General features: G+C 43.6%; 12 protein-coding genes. 9 read left to right on the top strand and 3 right to left on the bottom strand.

Annotated features, from left to right (window positions below; all coding sequences use genetic code 11):
- The first annotated feature begins 118 nt into the window (after window positions 1-118).
- Window positions 119-388 (top strand): hypothetical protein, encoded by a 270-nt coding sequence (locus HXY43_RS14805; RefSeq protein ID WP_290884149.1) that lies wholly within the window; start codon window positions 119-121, stop codon window positions 386-388.
- 105 nt (window positions 389-493) lie between these two features.
- Here HXY43_RS14805 and HXY43_RS14800 read toward each other — a convergent pair whose 3' ends face one another.
- Together HXY43_RS14800 and HXY43_RS14795 are read right to left on the bottom strand one after the other, a co-directional pair.
- Window positions 494-1,417, bottom strand: a complete 924-nt coding sequence (locus HXY43_RS14800; protein WP_290884145.1) for a tetratricopeptide repeat protein — start codon at window positions 1,415-1,417, stop codon at window positions 494-496.
- 68 nt (window positions 1,418-1,485) lie between these two features.
- On the bottom strand, window positions 1,486-2,604 hold the full coding sequence (locus HXY43_RS14795; RefSeq protein ID WP_290884079.1) for an RRXRR domain-containing protein: 1,119 nt from the start codon (window positions 2,602-2,604) through the stop codon (window positions 1,486-1,488).
- Window positions 2,605-2,946: 342 nt separating this feature from the next.
- Here HXY43_RS14795 and HXY43_RS14790 point away from each other — a divergent pair, with 342 nt between their 5' ends.
- Window positions 2,947-3,117: a hypothetical protein gene (locus HXY43_RS14790; RefSeq protein WP_155960508.1), complete on the top strand. Its 171-nt coding sequence runs from the start codon at window positions 2,947-2,949 to the stop codon at window positions 3,115-3,117.
- A gap of 81 nt (window positions 3,118-3,198) precedes the next feature.
- Here HXY43_RS14790 and HXY43_RS14785 read toward each other — a convergent pair whose 3' ends face one another.
- A complete protein-coding gene (locus HXY43_RS14785) occupies window positions 3,199-5,574 on the bottom strand; it encodes a hypothetical protein (protein WP_290884076.1) in 2,376 nt (791 codons plus the stop codon).
- A gap of 1,077 nt (window positions 5,575-6,651) precedes the next feature.
- On the opposite strand from HXY43_RS14785, the gene HXY43_RS14780 reads away from it, so the two are divergent.
- The 7 genes from HXY43_RS14780 to HXY43_RS14750 all read left to right on the top strand — a co-directional run bounded on the left by HXY43_RS14780 (window position 6,652) and on the right by HXY43_RS14750 (window position 16,757).
- The gene (locus HXY43_RS14780; protein ID WP_290884142.1) at window positions 6,652-7,824 is read left to right on the top strand and encodes a glycosyltransferase family 4 protein; all 1,173 of its coding nucleotides are present in this window, start codon (window positions 6,652-6,654) and stop codon (window positions 7,822-7,824) included.
- 87 nt (window positions 7,825-7,911) lie between these two features.
- Entirely contained in the window at window positions 7,912-8,778 is an 867-nt protein-coding gene (locus HXY43_RS14775; RefSeq protein ID WP_290884074.1) for a glycosyltransferase, read from the top strand.
- Window positions 8,779-8,804: 26 nt separating this feature from the next.
- Window positions 8,805-9,938 (top strand): glycosyltransferase family 4 protein, encoded by a 1,134-nt coding sequence (locus HXY43_RS14770; RefSeq protein WP_290884072.1) that lies wholly within the window; start codon window positions 8,805-8,807, stop codon window positions 9,936-9,938.
- Window positions 9,939-10,668: 730 nt separating this feature from the next.
- Window positions 10,669-11,859 (top strand): response regulator, encoded by a 1,191-nt coding sequence (locus HXY43_RS14765; RefSeq protein ID WP_290884070.1) that lies wholly within the window; start codon window positions 10,669-10,671, stop codon window positions 11,857-11,859.
- 80 nt (window positions 11,860-11,939) lie between these two features.
- Window positions 11,940-12,305 (top strand): response regulator, encoded by a 366-nt coding sequence (locus HXY43_RS14760; RefSeq protein WP_290884140.1) that lies wholly within the window; start codon window positions 11,940-11,942, stop codon window positions 12,303-12,305.
- Window positions 12,306-12,317: 12 nt separating this feature from the next.
- Window positions 12,318-12,866: a chemotaxis protein CheW gene (locus HXY43_RS14755; protein ID WP_290884068.1), complete on the top strand. Its 549-nt coding sequence runs from the start codon at window positions 12,318-12,320 to the stop codon at window positions 12,864-12,866.
- Window positions 12,867-16,757 carry a GAF domain-containing protein gene (locus tag HXY43_RS14750; RefSeq protein WP_290884066.1) on the top strand — a complete coding sequence of 1,297 codons (3,891 nt, stop codon included), beginning with the start codon at window positions 12,867-12,869 and terminating at the stop codon, window positions 16,755-16,757.
- The last annotated feature ends 184 nt before the right edge of the window (window positions 16,758-16,941 follow it).

Genomic DNA, 16,941 nt, shown 5'->3' with positions numbered 1-16,941 from the left:
GTATTTACTGTCAGGGTTGTTCTTTGGTTAGTAGTTAGTGGTTGTAGAGACGTGCCATGGCACGTCTCTACATTGGTTAGTAGTTAGTAGTTAGCAACCAACAAATGACTAATGACTAATGACTAATGACACTCTTAAAAAAAAGTCGAAACATCTCGCAGAACCTCTGGAATTTCTCCAGATGCGGGAAACTCTAGTACAGTTTCCCGAAAACCCAAATAACCAGACTCAGCAAACGACAATAGCAAAGGCACTTTTTCACTTTTTATCACTGATCGTAGAAATACTCAGTGATATTTTTATGGTTATCGCAATTAGCTGTCAAAAGACAAGCTGTCATACTTTTGCATTAGTTGGGGATTGGGGATTGGGGATTGGGAATAGGTGAAAATTATGAATGATGAATACTGAATGCTAAAAATTTCATAATCCATAATTCATAATTCATAATTTTTATACCCCATGCCCTAATCCCCAGTCCCCTTGAACTCAATTAGGCAATTACAACTTTTGGTGGTATTTGTTTTTGCACGGTCTTGATTAAATATAGTGTCTTTTCGTATGCCAGCTTCTCTCCTTTGTGTCCAAAGTAAGCAGCGGCTTTTTGCAAGTCTGCGATCGCAGTTTGTTCGTAACCAAGACGATGGAAGGCTATCCCCCGGTTAATATAAGCATTGCCATTGCTGGGATCAAGTCGGATTACTTCAGTGAAATTACGCACTGCACTTAGGTAATTATTGCTTTTGGCACAAGCACAACCTTGGTTAAAGTAAGCTCTGTAGTTGCTGGCATTCAGGCGAATCGCCATATTAAAGTCGAGCATAGCAGCTTGCAGGTCTGCCAATTCAAAACGCGCTAACCCTCGATCATTGTAGATGTCGGCAAGCAGAGGGCCAGAGATTTCGGGAATTTGGCTCAAGGCAATATTGTAGTCTGCTATTGCCTGCTGGTATTTTGCTAAAGAGGCGTTTGCGATTCCTCGGTTGTAGTAAGCTCGAAAATCATTAGGTTTGAGTGCGATCGCTTTTTCATCATCAGCGATCGCCGCTTCATAGTATCCTAGTCTATACTGGGCAATTCCACGGTTTAGATAAGCCTCAGCGTTGTTCGGTAAAAAATTGATTGCTTGCGTGCAGTCGGCGATCGCATTTTGATAATCCTGTATATTGATATAGGCAAGGCAGCGATTGCTGTAAGCTGCGGCAAAATCCTTCTTCTCCTCTATTGCCTGTTGGAAATATTTAATAGCTTCCTGATAGTTACCGTATAGTGTATTCTGTACTCCCAATTTAAATAAGTCGTCTGCTGTGACTGGGATGATAGAAGTGGGTAATGAATACGCAGGTGAAGCGAGAAAAAAACAGGTAAGTGCAACAGCAGTAATTAAATTGAGAATGAATTGATAGCAGCAATTCATAATATTTTTCATCGTTTTCTCGCGTGAGACCCCAGGTTCCGCGTAGCGGAACCTGGGGAGGTAAGCGGTCAAATCTGACCCCTCAATGGGGGAAGATTTGACAATCCCTTGTGTGGTGACACCAGTAACCCAGTGCTACGCTTGACCAAACAAGTTTTCTTGGCAGAGAACTGTCCTAATCGTTTCCAGTTGATGTCGCTAACCGAGACTTGACGCTCGGTATCGCCACTAACCCATCCGTAAACAACGCGACCTGCCATTTGGGCTCGGACATAATCACCTTTGCGTAACCCATGACGGGTAGTTGTTCCACCGTATTTACGTCTGACTCCACCAATGGATGGAACCATTAAATGAAGTTGGCGACGGCAGATGGGGGGACGGCGAACTACAGCGAACGTTGCTGGTGTTATTTCAACCGAGCCAATCCAGCTACCACCACAAGCATTGTTTGTCACCCAAGTTCTGTACTGGACAAACTGTGTTGAAGCTAGGACAACTCCATCGACTGCATGAGTCTCTGGAATTGCATCACCTTTTTTAGTTTTTTGCTTTTCCAGCCCCAACCACTGCCTGAGATTAGAGGTTTGCCAGCCTTCTTGAGTAGCGACTGGTAGTAACTTTTTCAGTTGGTCAATTGCCCAGTATTGAGCGACCATAACTGGAGAAAAGCCTTTATCTCCACGAGCCACGACCACTTCCCAAACGGCAGTAGTTAGGGGATAGATTTTGGTGAGTTCTTTGATTACTCGCAGTTCTAGCTGCCTGTTGGCTCGGATGGATGGTGGAACTTTTTTAGAGCGCCGATGATCAAATCGGGCTTGACGATGCGCTCTTTGGCTGTAAGGGACTTTACGGTTAATTCGTCTCCCTCTGCGATCGCGACGCATCATGCGGCGTTGCTCCATTCGCTGTTTGACTGTCTCGAATGGCAACTGCAAGTGAGCCATCCATAGAGTAGTTTTTGCTGATTGAACGCCAATTCCTGTATACTTTTTGCCGGGGTCAACGCCAACACTGATTGGCTGGGCTTTGGTGTCTGATGGTTCAGATACTAATTGAACAGTGAAAATTCCTAAATCGTTATAGGCTACTTTGGCTTTTCCACTTTTTAACCACCGTCTGGCACGACTTGGTTTAGTCGGCATGAGCGGTTTTCCTTCTGGCGATAAAACTGGTACTCGCATGGAGATAATCCTTGAGTAAAGTTTTTAGTCCCTTCGCACACCTCTATCAAGATGATTCCGCCTTTGAGACGAAACAGTGACAAGCTGTTTTGCAGATAACTCAGGCTAGGGAGGTACCTGAGAGTGCGTGCCAGATAGAGGCTCTACATGCTAGTCAACTCTTGCGTTGAAAGCCTTGTCTCTTTCAAGCCCCGTCACGTAGCGTGAGCGAAGTGCGGGGTAGTTGACCCTCTCAACACTCCCGGTTCGCCCATTTTTTAATGATTTAGGAAAAATGGGCAGTCAGAAGTATACCAAACGACATATTCCCAAAAATAAGCAAGTAGGTATATGTTCGGTGTTATGGCTACTGAACCCATAATCACAAACGAACGAGTCGATGATATACCCGTACTTCTAAAAATACGTATGGGCAATGCCCCTGCTAATCTCTCCATCTTGAGAGCGATCGCCATTAATATACTCCGCCGAAATGGTCATACTTCCATCACAACTGCCCAAAGATTTCTCTAAACATGATATTGACAAACTCCTTGCCCTTGTGGAATGAAACAGCCCTGCCCTTGGAAAGGGGGGCTTTTTGTGGATTTTTGACTATGCTGGTAGGCGATACATAATCACCTTAGCTTTGTGAACTTCTTCTACAAACACCAAGTACTCACCATTTGAGCGGCGAAAAGCGCGGACACCATAAGGTATATCAACCCAACCAGTCTCGCCTGCAACTTCGGGGCCTGGTTTTAACTGTTGTACTAGTTTTCCTGTAGTTGTGTCGTAAATGAACACGTTTGCATGCTTACTATCAGCGGCAAAAAGCCTGTTCCCTGCTATATCGATTGCTTTGATGTGCAATTTAGGATTAAGACTGGGGTTATAAGGTAGTACTATTCTTAAGCTGGGATTTCTATTTTTGCCTTTGCTCCAGTTATCATAGCGCACTACTTCTGTACCAGCCAATCCCCAGTCGCCATCAATATTGGGGCGATCGCTAGTATAGCCGCTCAAATACATGACGTCTTGTTCGGGAAAATACTTGATCCTTGTTAAAACTTTAAAAGGTTTGGGCATGGGTATTTTTTCCACGGCTGTGCGACTGTACCGAGGACAGCCATGAGCATTCAGTCCTTGGAAGCGATAATGTTTGATGTAGCCAGCTTCTGCTGCTTGCCAAACATCTCCTTTGCTATCAATTTCCCAACCCCAAACAGTATCATCCTTTTCACCTGTAGCTTGATATTCTTTTGCTTGAGGAGAACCATCACCGTTGACATCTACCCATATCCAACTGCCTTTAGTCGGTTCATCAGCTAGCCATTTTTCTTTGCCCTTGCCAAAGATACCGCACGGAACTGCTATCTCTCCATCAAAACGATAGGTTAACAAGCGTTCTGACATCATTTCTGAGGAGATATACATCAAACGCTTTCCCTGTATGCGACGAACGAAAGGAGCTGTTGGCATAGTGTGCAGTCGCCCATCACTAGGGTAGCGGAATTTATCTAAGGTGTATCCTTTATATTGCCATTCCTTACCGCTACCTTTGCTGTAGTCCATGACAAAGTGTTCGTCTTTTGTGAAGACGTCTACCCCATCAGTACTAGGATCGGCATCGGCGTTATCTACAAATTGCAAACCCAGCAACTGCCATTGTAATTGTCCCGATGGAGAAAACTTCCGCAAGTCTACACCTGAACGGTTAAACCCATCATTGCTAATGTAGATATTTCCAGCCGCATCTGTACCTATTCCGCTCAAACCGTAAAATTTCAAAGCCCCGATTTCGCCCGGTTTATCGGCATAAATCCCGCCTTTGGTTCCGAATGTGCCGACTTGCTTTGGTTTACTCTTAATATCATAAATCAGCACTTGTTGACGCGGCCCGTTATCTGCTACTAACAGCCTGCCTTGATTATCGACTGCGATCGCTGTTGGTTCACCAATATCTGCGATCGCACCAGGCAATTGCTTTCCTGTTGGTGAATAATGCACAATCTTGGCTGGAGCCTTACCGTTTTTATTTTGGATAATCCACAGATTCTTTTGTTTGTCAATAGCTATATTGCCCGGATTGGAAACGGCAAATTTGCGTAATTCCTTCATTGTGGCGGTATCGTAGACGCGAACTTGCCCAGCTGCTTTGTCACTTACATACAGCCGTCCATCTGAAACTGCCAACCCAGTTACTTTATCTTTGGTACTGACTATTAACATGCTTTTATCCCAGCCACGCCCACCTGGAAATGGTGCAGGCTTTCCAGACAACTTGTAGCGTCTGACACAATACCAATTCGTGCCTTTGGGGGGGTAATCTTCTCCTGCTTTACCCTCAGGAGATTGCCCCATCGCTACGTACATATATTTTTGATCGACAGCGATCGCAGATCCACCCCCTCTTCCCCATCCATGCAAGTCATCAGCCTTGCCGATCGCATCTCCATCCTTATAAATTCCTACCTCTCGCGCGGCTTCATCCCATGGGCTATTGGTATAGACAGTACCGTCAGGAGCAACATAAATACCACTTACCTGGATCTGCACCCACTTGTCACCACCGCCAAAAGTATTGCCTAACCAAGATGTAGTGTAGGCATTTGTAGTAGATGCTGTTTTAATACTTGTAGCAGGCGCTGTGTCAGTATTTATAGAAGGTGTTGTGTTAGTGTTTATATTAGGCGCTGTAGAGGTATTGCTAGAAGGTGCTGTAGAGGTATTTATAGAAGGTGCTGTGTAGGTGTTGGCAGTAGGTGCTGTAGAGGTATTTGTAGAAGGTGTAACCCTTCCAGTCAAGTAGATTGCAATAACTGTTGCAGTTGTAACTCCAGCAATCAGACCGAGTAAAAACTTGAATATTTTATAATGTTGAAAATTATCTGTCCTGAATAAGTTCTTGATACGCTGATTGAAAATTTGTATTTTTCTGTGTTGCTTTTGGTAGAAGTTGCCAATCTGACGCATTAATCTATTATTCATCTCTAGTTACTGATCAACTATCAATTGGATTTCATTTTTTATTTTCTTTTTTCTCAAAAATATTGAGATTTTTCATCACTTAGTATTTACTAAATTACGCTTAATGTGAATTAGAGGCTGAAACCTTGTATTTTCGGTGTAGAGACGCGAAATTTCGCGTCTCTACAAAGCCCAGAATCCTTGATCTAACATTGGTTTTGATAATTCACATCAGATGTAAATTCTGATAATTTCTTAAATTATTTGCTTGTTAAGCATATAAATATATCTACAATTAGCATTGCACTATGCACTATATGTTATGCAAAAAGTCATACTTTTTGATTATTTGTCATGCTCATACATAAAAATAGCCAAAATTAGAGATAGCAAACTTGCTTTTACAAAAACTTTATAAAAAACACATTATTTGTTTAATTAAACATAGGTAAAAATTCATCAATATTATTTAGAGTTGTAATGCTCTTCAGCTAGTCTTCTATAAAAGAGTAAACTATCATACCCTAAAGTCTGATATTGATTAGGTAAATATGGATAATAATTATTCGGAGAGGCTGTTAGGGACGGATCGAGCTAAGTATCCCATTTTTTAGACTGACAAATATTATGACTAAACCCACCTGTAGTATGGCTAGCGATCAAAAGGATCAACAGCTAACAAACCTCATATTTAATGTTTATTTCCAGTGACTTCAATATCTTTTGGTTAGATAAATTTTAACTGTCAAACCTGTAACCAAAAGCAACTCCTCTTTTTCCCAACTTTTGCAAGCAGGATTTGATTTATAACATCAATAGATCTGTTTACCAATCTATTGATGAATCTTAGGGCTGGAAAATTAAAGTATATTAAATAACTGTAATTGTTTAAGTAATTTCCTTAGGAAAATTTATGTTTAATGGTAAAAGATTTTTCTTGAAAACCTGCTGAGGTCGGAATGAAAAAATTCTGTTAGTGTGTTCAATAAAGGAATAGAAGTATTATAGGTACTCATATTTTGCTATTTTCAAAAAGTAGTCCAAATATAAGTAAAAATGAATACAAATACAATTAGCTTGTCATTAGGAGAGAAGCAGGTGAAATGTCACAAAGAAAACCATAGTTTAACCGCACATATTCTCTGTGTAGGAGTAGGTTGGTTTCCTACGACGCCTGGAGGGCTGGAACGATATATCTACGAACTGACTCAGAAACTAGCAGCCAATCAAGACCAGATTGAATTATGTGGAGTTGGTTTACCAGAAACTGAACCAAATAAACAGATCAAGTTGACTAACTTGGGTTCACCAGATAGTCCAATCTGGAAACGACTGTGGTCAATTCGCAATAACTTTCAAAAAACCAGAACAGGAAAACCAGATGCAATTAATTTGCATTTTGCATTGTACAGCTTTCCGATATTGGATTTGCTGCCCCAAGGAGTACCCATTACCTTTAATTTTCACGGCCCTTGGGCATCTGAAAGTAAGCAAGAGGCAGTTCATGACCAATTAAGTGTTTTTCTCAAGCATTGGCTAATAGAAAAAAGAACTTACAATCGCTGCGATCGCTTTATAGTTCTTAGCAAAGCATTTGGTCACATCTTGCACGAACAGTATCAAATTCCTTGGCAAAAAATTCACATCATTCCTGGTGGAGTTGATACTCATCGGTTTCAACCCGACTTATTACCTACTGAGGCTCGTGCCAAACTCGGCTGGCCGCAAGATAGAGCAATTATATTTACAACCCGCCGCTTAGTACATCGAGTTGGAATTGATAAATTGTTGCAAGCCCTAGCAGCAATCAAACCAAGAATTCCTGATTTTTGGTTGGCGATCGCCGGTAGAGGTCATCTGCAAACAGCACTTCAACAACAAGCAACCGAATTGGGACTCAACGACCACGTTAAATTTTTAGGATTTTTACCCGATGAGCAATTGCCCATAGCCTACCAAGCCGCTGATATAAGTGTCATGCCCAGTCAGTCTTTTGAAGGGTTTGGATTGGCAGTAGTAGAATCCCTTGCGTGTGGTACTCCCGTCTTGTGTACTCCTGTAGGTGGAATGCCAGAAATTATAGAACCATTTTCACCAGAGTTAATTACTTCTTCTACTGAAGCCTCAGCTATTGCTGAAAAATTAGAACAGGTGTTACTAGGAAAAGTGCCAACGCCTTCACGAGAAGCCTGTCGCCAGTATGTTACTGCTAATTTTGATTGGCATAAAATCGCCCAAGAGGTCAGGAAAGTCATATTAGCGCAAACATAATAGTAGTCTGTAAAAAAAGGGGTGAAGGGGAGATTTCATACTTCTCAGACACAAAATAAGTAATGATTATCAGGGATGTAATTACTTATGAAATTAAGCGTAATCATACCATGTTTAAATGCAGCAGACACTATTTCTTTGCAACTAGAAGCGCTAGCAAAGCAGGAATGGTCTGAACCTTGGGAAGTTATTATTGCAGACAACGGATCTTGCGATCAAACAGTAGCGATCGCCCAAAATTACCAAGAACGTTTACCTAAGCTGCAAATTGTTGATGCATCTTCAAAACCGGGAGCTGCACATGCCCGCAATGTTGGTGCAAGTGTTGCCAAAGGAGAAGCCTTGGTATTTTGTGACGCAGATGATGAAGTTGCCCCTGGCTGGGTAGCAGCGATGGGTGAGGCACTCTCTAAGTACGACCTCGTTGGAGGTCGAAATGAACATTGGAAACTAAATGAACCTTGGTTAGTGAAAGTTTACGGTTGTGAAGAAGGTGATGGAATATTTATGAATCACCCATATCTGCCCTTACAAAGTGGCTGTAACCTTGGGGTCAAGCGTTCACTACATGAAGCTATTGGTGGTTTCGATGAAAATATTTTTATACTCGACGATGTTGACTACTCTTGGAGACTTCAACAGGCAGGGATAAAACCGCATGAAGTCAAAGATGCACTAGTTCACTATCGATTTCGCAACAGCATAATTGGTATATGCCGTCGTGCTTGGGATATGGGTAGTCAGGAAGCTTTGTTGTATAAAAAGCATCGATCTATGGGGATGCCTCAACTGATGTCATGGAAGAGTTTTGTCAGAACAGCGGTAATGTTTCCTTTGCGCTTCTTGCTGCTAAAAGTCCGTAACAAAGTAAGCTTAACTCAGTGTTTAATGGATTTGGCGTGGCGTGGAGGTCAATTGCGGGGTTGTATCAAGTATGGGTATCTACCCTTTTAATGCTGGAAAGGTGAAAGAGTTAAATTATGAAAATTCTATTTTTAGACCAAAGTGGTAAACCAGGAGGTGCAGAACTGTGCCTAATAGACATCGCCAAACCTTATCAAAATAACTGCTTAGTTGGTTTATTTGCTGATGGTTCTTTCAAAAGCTTATTAGCAGAAAATCACATCCCGGTTCAAGTTCTGACAACTCAAAACATACAAGTTCGCAAAGACAGTTCTCTAGCACAAGGGCTAGGAAGCCTTGGGCAGCTTGTACCATTGATTGCAAAAGTAGTGCAAACAGTTCGTGCCTACGATCTAATTTATGCCAATACTCAAAAAGCATTGGTGGTTGGAGCGATCGCAAGTTTTTTGAGCCGTCGTCCTTTGGTTTATCATTTACACGATATTCTTTCTCCTGAGCATTTCAGCAAAATCAACCGTCGCATTGCTGTCACTGCTGCAAATCGTGCCTCATTAGTAATTGCCAACTCCCAAGCAAGTAAAACAGCATTTATAGAAGCGGGAGGACGTGCAGATATCAGCGAAGTTGTCTACAACGGTTTTGATCCCCAAAATTATCAAATAGATGAGTTGGTTGTTAACCAAACTAGGCAACAACTGGGACTAGAAGGAAAATTTGTCATTGGACACTTTAGCCGTCTTGCACCTTGGAAAGGGCAACATATATTAATTGAAGCGCTTGTACAATGTCCTCAAGAAGTGACCGTAATTTTAGTTGGTGATGCATTGTTTGGCGAACAAGAATATGTGCAAAAGTTGCATCAACAAATTACTACACTGGGACTAGAAAACCAAGTCAAATTTTTAGGATTTCGTTCAGATATTCCCCAATTAATGTCAGCTTGTGACTTAATAGCGCATACCTCCACAGCTGCTGAACCTTTTGGAAGGGTGATTGTAGAAGCAATGCTATGTGGAAAACCTGTAGTCGCAGCAAAAGCAGGCGGTGCAGTGGAATTAGTAGAGCATGGTATTAATGGCTTTTTAGTCACACCAGGCAAACCCCAAGAACTCGCACAAGTGATTAATGATTGTCTTCACGATTCAGAGAATACAGTAACTATCGCTAATCATGCGCGTATTACCGCCAGTCAGCGTTTTGACGTGACAAATATTAATCAGCAAATTGCTCAATTATTAACAAAGTTATAAAGCAATACAGTTCAGTTAAGATCAGATCCCCCCTAGCCCCCTTTTTAAGCAGGGCTGTTTCATTCTAAAAAGAAAAATCTAAATCCCTAAGAAACTTTTTGATAGCGTAATTTATTATACCAAAATATTTGAAACATCTGGTTAATTATTCTGGATTCACGGTTGTACTGAGCACAACTACAGCAAAATTTGTACGCGATCGCCCAATGTTTATTAACTTGATAATTGCCTGACAATTGATAATTTATTACTTTTATTTACATCTTGACACCAATTGCAATACCCCTAAAGATAGAGTCTCCAAACCCTCGTTACCAGGTTCAACCTGGTAACGAGAATTAGAGCCTGTGACTCTGATTGGAAATGGTGCAAAATATCATACTGACTTGATAATTGCTTGATAACTTTGATAATTTGTAGCTTTGGTTATAAGATATTGTTCTTGTATATTTTCCGCTTGTATTCAAGAACTGACTTTAGTTTAAAATTCAAAATTACAGGGGTGCCAAATGATCGAAATTAAGGGTGCCAACTTATTTCAAATCACAGTAAAGTCGGTAAGAAAACCTATTTTCTGCCAGGGCTGATAAAAATCCCTATTTGTCAACTTGGGGCATTGACCATAGAGCATGGGAAAAAACCAATACCCTATGTTTTATTTTCTATACCCATAAAATACTCGGTGTTTCAGCCAAGAAATAAGCTTAATTACAACCCCAAATTTTCACCAATGTTGACTCCTTCATCTGTGAGATCGATAAATCTCCCAATCGCGACTTACAAAGTAGAAAATAGCTATGAACTAGCAAAGCATATTCAGATTTGTAGTAGAGATAAAATTTCAGGTCGTCTGGATTTAAGTGTTCCAGGCAACCGAGGAGTGATGTGGAGTTTGTTTTTTCGACAGGGTTGCTTAACTTGGGGTGCTGGTGAGTTGCATCCGCTCCGTCGTTGGAATCGACAGTTGTATCAACACTCTCCACAATTGGCGGCTGACTCTTTTCAGCAGAAAACAGAGCGTCCTCCGAATTGGGATTACGGTTCTCTGTTAAATCAGGTCAAACAGGGGAAAATGCAGCAAGCAAAGCTGGCAGCGATCGTGGGAGGAAACATTTTAGAACTGCTGTTTGATATTATCCAGTCAGTACACCTACCCCGCCAGCATTCAGAACTGCAACTGACTTACAGTAAGTTTCCTCAAGACCTGATTGACTCGACGTTGGTTTCGCTCCAGATCGATCAGGCTTGGCAGCAAGCAGAGAAAGCTTGGGTAGTCTGGCAACAAGCTGGTTTAGCTGGCTTTTCCCCTAATCTGGCTCCCGTGATTTGGGACAATGAAGGACTGCGACAGCAGACTTCACAGCTTGCTTACCAAAATCTCACCGCTATGGCAAACGGCAGTTGGACTTTGAGGGATTTAGCAGTCAAATTGAGACAACCCCTAGTGGCCTTGACGCAATCGATTATGCCTTATGTCAACCAAGGGATGATGGGACTAACCCACGTTGGAGACATTAGCTTTTACGTCAAGCCTGTTACCGGTTCCCTAATTGCCTACATTGAAGATAGTAGATTCGATAGCGAGACGATGGGGCGCATTCTCGCTCCGGCTGGCTATCGGTTTATCAATATTCGGGACTCTATACAAGCACTGCCGATGCTGCTAGAGTACAAACCTGACCTGATATTTTTGGATTTGCTCATGCCAGTGGCAAACGGGTATGAAGTGTGTGCCCAGATTCGCCGGATTTCGGCGTTCAAAAACACCCCAGTGATTATTATTACTAGTAATGACGGCATTGTCGATCGCGTGCGGGCAAAGATTGTCGGTTCTTCAGGCTTTTTAGCAAAGCCGATTGAACAGCAAAAAGTACTATCTGTTTTGCAGCAATATCTATCAGTTTCGCCCCTATCCGCTTAACAGGGGTAGAAAATTCCAGCTTATTGGTTTGGAGCCGAGGAGTATGGATTTGCAGAACGTTTTACCACAAGAACATGGCTATGACCACGATCCTTTTAGTTGAAGATAGTTTGACAGAAACTGAGGTGCTAACCTACTACCTCAGGCAAGCGGGTCTGTCAGTGGTTAGCGCCACTAATTGTGAAGAGGCTCGGATAAAACTCAGCCAGCAGAAACCGGATCTGGTGATTCTCGATGTGATCCTACCGGGGCAAAGCGGCTTTGAACTCTGCCGTGAACTCAAAACCCATGCCAGTACTTCGCAAATCCCGGTCGTGATTTGTTCCACGAAAGGAACCGAGGTTGACAAATTGTGGGGTGCTATGCTAGGGGCTGATGCTTATCTCCCCAAACCAGTAGACCAGAAAGAATTGACAAACACGGTCTTGCGATTAACGGCTGTATAGGAACCCATGTCTATGATGCAATCACGCAATTCACAGCTAATAGCAACTAGCAGCCTTGACACGCTGATATTAGACCCACTTCCTCCAGAAACTAGAGCGCGCCTGCTTCGCTTTCCTTTAGGTGTACAGGACAGTATGCTGCTGCCTCTAGAGCAAATCGCAGAAATTCTCAAAATAGATGTGGTAGAAATTCTGCCAGTTCCGGAAATGCCTAATTGCGTTCTGGGAATTTGCAACTGGCGAGGAGAAATGCTTTGGCTCGTAGATTTCAACAGCTTTGTTGGTTATCCGTCCCTATTTCAATTGGAGCCAACCTCAACCTCGATCGCAGTCATAGTAGTTCAAATTCATAACCAGTCGCTAGGACTCGGAGTTCAGCAAGTCAACGACATTGAGTTGCACGATTTACAGCAACTCCAAAGCGTGCCTGTTGGTTTATTTCCGCCCGATCTCCTGCCACTGATTCGAGGGACTCTACCTGGGTGCAGCGATGCTGTCTTAGACCTCCAAGACATTATTCATTGCCCTCTCTGGCAAAAACATCAGCAAGGAGAGCCTTAAATGTCTCCATTCGTGCGATTCATGAGGCAATTCATCACAGGTGATAGCCAACAAGACCAAACGATTACAGATCGGCTAGAAGGTTCGACTCCAGAGGTAGATCTTCCCAGTTTTTCTCAACCAGATGATGACGGAAATAAAGATACAACTATGCAAAAACTAGGGCGACCTGAACCAAGCTCCAACCCTACTGTTATTGGTAACTCATCATTTAGAAATGACAACAGTACTGAAGTAGTTGTTGAGAGTGAGTCTTATGCCAGTCAGGATTGGTTATTTGCCATTGCTAAACAAATGCACCAGGCACAAACCATTGATGCTCTGTTTGAAACCACAGTCGCTAAAGTTCAGCAAAACTTACGAGCCGAGCGAGTGCTGATCTACCGCGTTCAAAGTGAAAATCAGGGCGTCGTGCTGGCTGAGTCGCTGGTAAGCGGGTACACGCCCAGCTTGAAAGAATCCCTACCCGCGATCGCCTTCGGAGCCAAAAAGCCAGAGAACTACCAGCAGCAGCCATGCGTAGGCTTTGATAATGCTACCAATGCAGGCTTGAGTTATTACCAATGCCAAATACTGGAGCGGTTTCAGGTTCAAGCTAGCTTGAGCTTGCCGATTTTCCTCAGAGATAAATTGTTTGGCTTGTTGGTTGTACAGCAATGTTCTCGTCCCCGACAATGGCAAGAAAATGAAATCGCCCTACTCCATCAGGTTGTGACTGAACTGAGGCTCAGCTTGCAGTCATTGCTTTTTCGCAACGAACAGCAAGCGTTAGCCCGTGTGAGCGATAAGATCCGCCAAACATCGGATCTTGAGACTATTTTCCAGACTGCAACCCGAGAGGTTCAGAAACTGCTAAACGTAGAGCGAGTTGCTATTTGCAAGCTTCGCTCAGACTATTTTGGTGACTTTATCTTTGAGTCTAAGGCAGGGGATTTATCCCCAATGGTCGGTAGTACTTGGGAAGATAATTGTATTAAAGAACATCAGGGCGTTCGGTTCCGCGATCGTGAACCCTATTTTGTAGATAATATTTACAAGGCTGGTTTAAGCGATTGCCATGTAGAACTTTTGGAGAAATTCGAGATCAAAGCTTGTGCGATCGCTCCCATTTTTCAAGGGCAGGAACTTTGGGGCTTACTGTGTGTATATCAACACAGCAACCCACGCCATTGGGTAGAAGATGAAATCAAGCTCCTGACTCAGTTTAGCAACCAGCTTGGGGTAGCTTTACAGCAAGCACAGTTATTAGAAGAAAAAGCCAAAGCTGTAAAGCACAAGCAGTCGCTCCCCACAATCATCCAAAAGATTAACACTGCCTCATACATTGAGAGAGCTTGCGAAACTGCCGTGCAAGAAGCCCGACAACTCCTCGACGTAGAGCGAGTCGCCATTTACAAGTTTCGCCCAGACTATTTCGGTGACTTTATCTTTGAGTCTGAGTCTGGGGGATGGCCAAAACTGGTTGGCAGCGCTTGGGAAGACACCTATATAAAAGAACACCAGGGGGGCAGGTTTCGCAACGATGAACCCTACATCATTAATAACGTCTACACGGCTGGTCTAACTGATTGCCATTTAGCGTCCTTGGAGTACTTTGGTATCAAATCTTGCCTAGTTGTTGCCATTAAGCAAGGAAATCAGCTTTGGGGTTTATTGAGTGCATTTCAACACAGCGGCCCCAAGCATTGGCTGGAGATTGATGTCAACTTGTTGACTGGCATTGCTCTGCAACTGGGGAGAACTCTGCAAGAGAGAGAGTACGTCTCGCGCCTAGAGACACAAGCCACTGAGATGGCTAAAGCAGCTCAAGTAGACCATGCAGTTGCCCAGATCGTTCCTAAGATCCTCCAATCTCAAGACTTAGACACCATTTTTCGCACTACCAGCCAAGCGGTTCGGCTATTGCTGAAGTGCGATCGCGTGGCAATTTGTCGCTGCAATGCTGATGGGAGTAGCGATCTCGTGACTGAGTCAGCAATCAAAAGCTTGGATGCTTGGCAGCAAAAGTATCTGAAAGCAATCTTCCCAAATACCGAGGATGTGTATCGCCAGCGTGAAAGCTTAGTAGTTAATAATATCTACACATCTGGTTACTCCCTCGAAGAAATTGAAAGCTTGGAGGGAATCGAGGTCAAAGCTTATATAATTACGCCAATTTTCAAGGAGGACAAGCTCTGGGGTTTACTCGGTGCCTACCAAAGCAGTGAAGCTCGTTCATGGGCAGAGGTTGAAGTTAGAGCGCTAAAACAGATCTGCGTGCAAATGGATGTAGCAATGCGACAAATAGACTACATCACGCAACTGCGAACCACATCAGAGCAACTAGCCAAGACAGCAGAGCGAGAACGCTTAATTACAAAGACAGTTGAGCGAATTCGCCAGTCTCTTGATTTGCAAAAGACCTTTAAGACCACTGCCAGAGAAATCCGCAATTTCATGGAGGTCGATCGCGTCGCACTCTTCAAGTTCGACTCTGGCTATCGTGATGGAGAAACTATTGCTGAAGATGTCAGACCAGGTTACGTTTCAGCGTTAGCAGTCAAAGTCACAGATAATTGCTTCAGCAAAGAAATGGCTGAACAGTACAAAAAAGGACGCTTCTGTGCGATCGAAGATATTTACCAGGCAGGATTGGCACATTGTCATATTGAGCTTCTTTCGCAGTTTCAGGTGCAAGCCAATTTAGTGGTGCCCCTACTCAAAGGGGAAGAACTGTGGGGATTGTTCTGCATCCACCAGTGCAGCGGCCCTCGGCAGTGGCAAGAAGCAGACATTGAATTTGTCAAACAAATTGCCGCTCAACTCAACATTGCCATCCAACAGGGAGAGTACATCAAGCAACTCCAACAACAATCGCAGCAACTGGCAGAAGCCGCCCACCGAGAAAAAACAGCTAAAGAGCGGCTTCAGCAGGAAGTGATCCAATTACTAACAGTAGTGCGACCTGCATTGGCAGGCAATCTCACCGTCCGTGCTCCAGTCACAGATACAGAAGTGGGTACTGTCGCTGATGCCTATAACAACACCCTAGGCAGCTTACGGCAAATCGTCATCCAGATGCAAACCGCTGCCAATCAAGTTACTCAAATCTCCCAAGCGAATGGCTCTGCCATCGCTAGGCTTGCAGCCCAGGCTCAAGAGCAATTCCACGCTCTCGAACAAGCCCTCGAACGAATTGAGATGATGGTTGACTCAACCGAAGCGGTGAAGATCAATGCTCAGCAAGTCGAAGCCGCAGTTCAGCAGGCAAACCAGACGGTGATGGCGGGGGATGCGGCGATCGATCGCACCGTGGATGAGATGGAAGACATCCGAGAAACTGTGGTGGAAACCAACCAACGGCTTCTGCGTCTGTCTGAATCTTCCCAGAAGATTTCCAGAGTCGTCAGCTTGATTAGCAACTTTACGACCCAAACCCAACTACTCGCCTTGAACGCGGCGATCGAAGCCACACGGGCTGGAGAGTTTGGGCGTGGTTTTGGTGTCGTTGCTGATGAAGTGCGCTCGCTCGCTCGTCAGTCTGCGAATGCAGCCACTGAGATTGAGGAACTTGTGCAGGAAATCCAGGTGAATACAGCAGAAGTTTCGATGGCGATGGAGATGGGTATCCAACAGGTTGCTTCCGGAACCGCTGTAGTGAATGAGGCTCGCCAGAATCTCAACGCGATCGTCAATGCTACGGCTCAAATTAGCGAACTGGTAACAGGTATTACCCACGCAACCCAGGAACAGACCCAGCAGTGCCAATCGTTAAGCCAAACCATGACGAAGGTAGCAGCCATTGCCAACAAAACCTCAAAGGATTCTATCACAATTTCTGCATCTTTCAAAGATCTTCTGACAATGGCTCACGACCTCCAGTCCAAGAGCGAACAATTTAAGGTCAATTAAGTGGTTAGTGGTTAGTAGTTAGTAGTTAGTGGTTAGTGGTTAGTGGTTAGTGGTTAGTGGTTAGTGGTTAGTAGTTAGTGGTTAGTGGTTAGTGGTTAGTAGTTAGTGGTTAGTGGTTAGTGGTTAGTGGTTGGTTATTTCCAATCCCCAATCCCCATTACCCCTTATCCCCAATCCCCAATCC

The sequence above is a fragment of the Fischerella sp. genome (genome assembly GCF_013388695.1).
Lineage (GTDB): Bacteria > Cyanobacteriota > Cyanobacteriia > Cyanobacteriales > Nostocaceae > PCC9605.
Note: the sequence above shows the minus strand (reverse complement) of the source record. Positions and strands in the feature narration are given on the sequence as shown.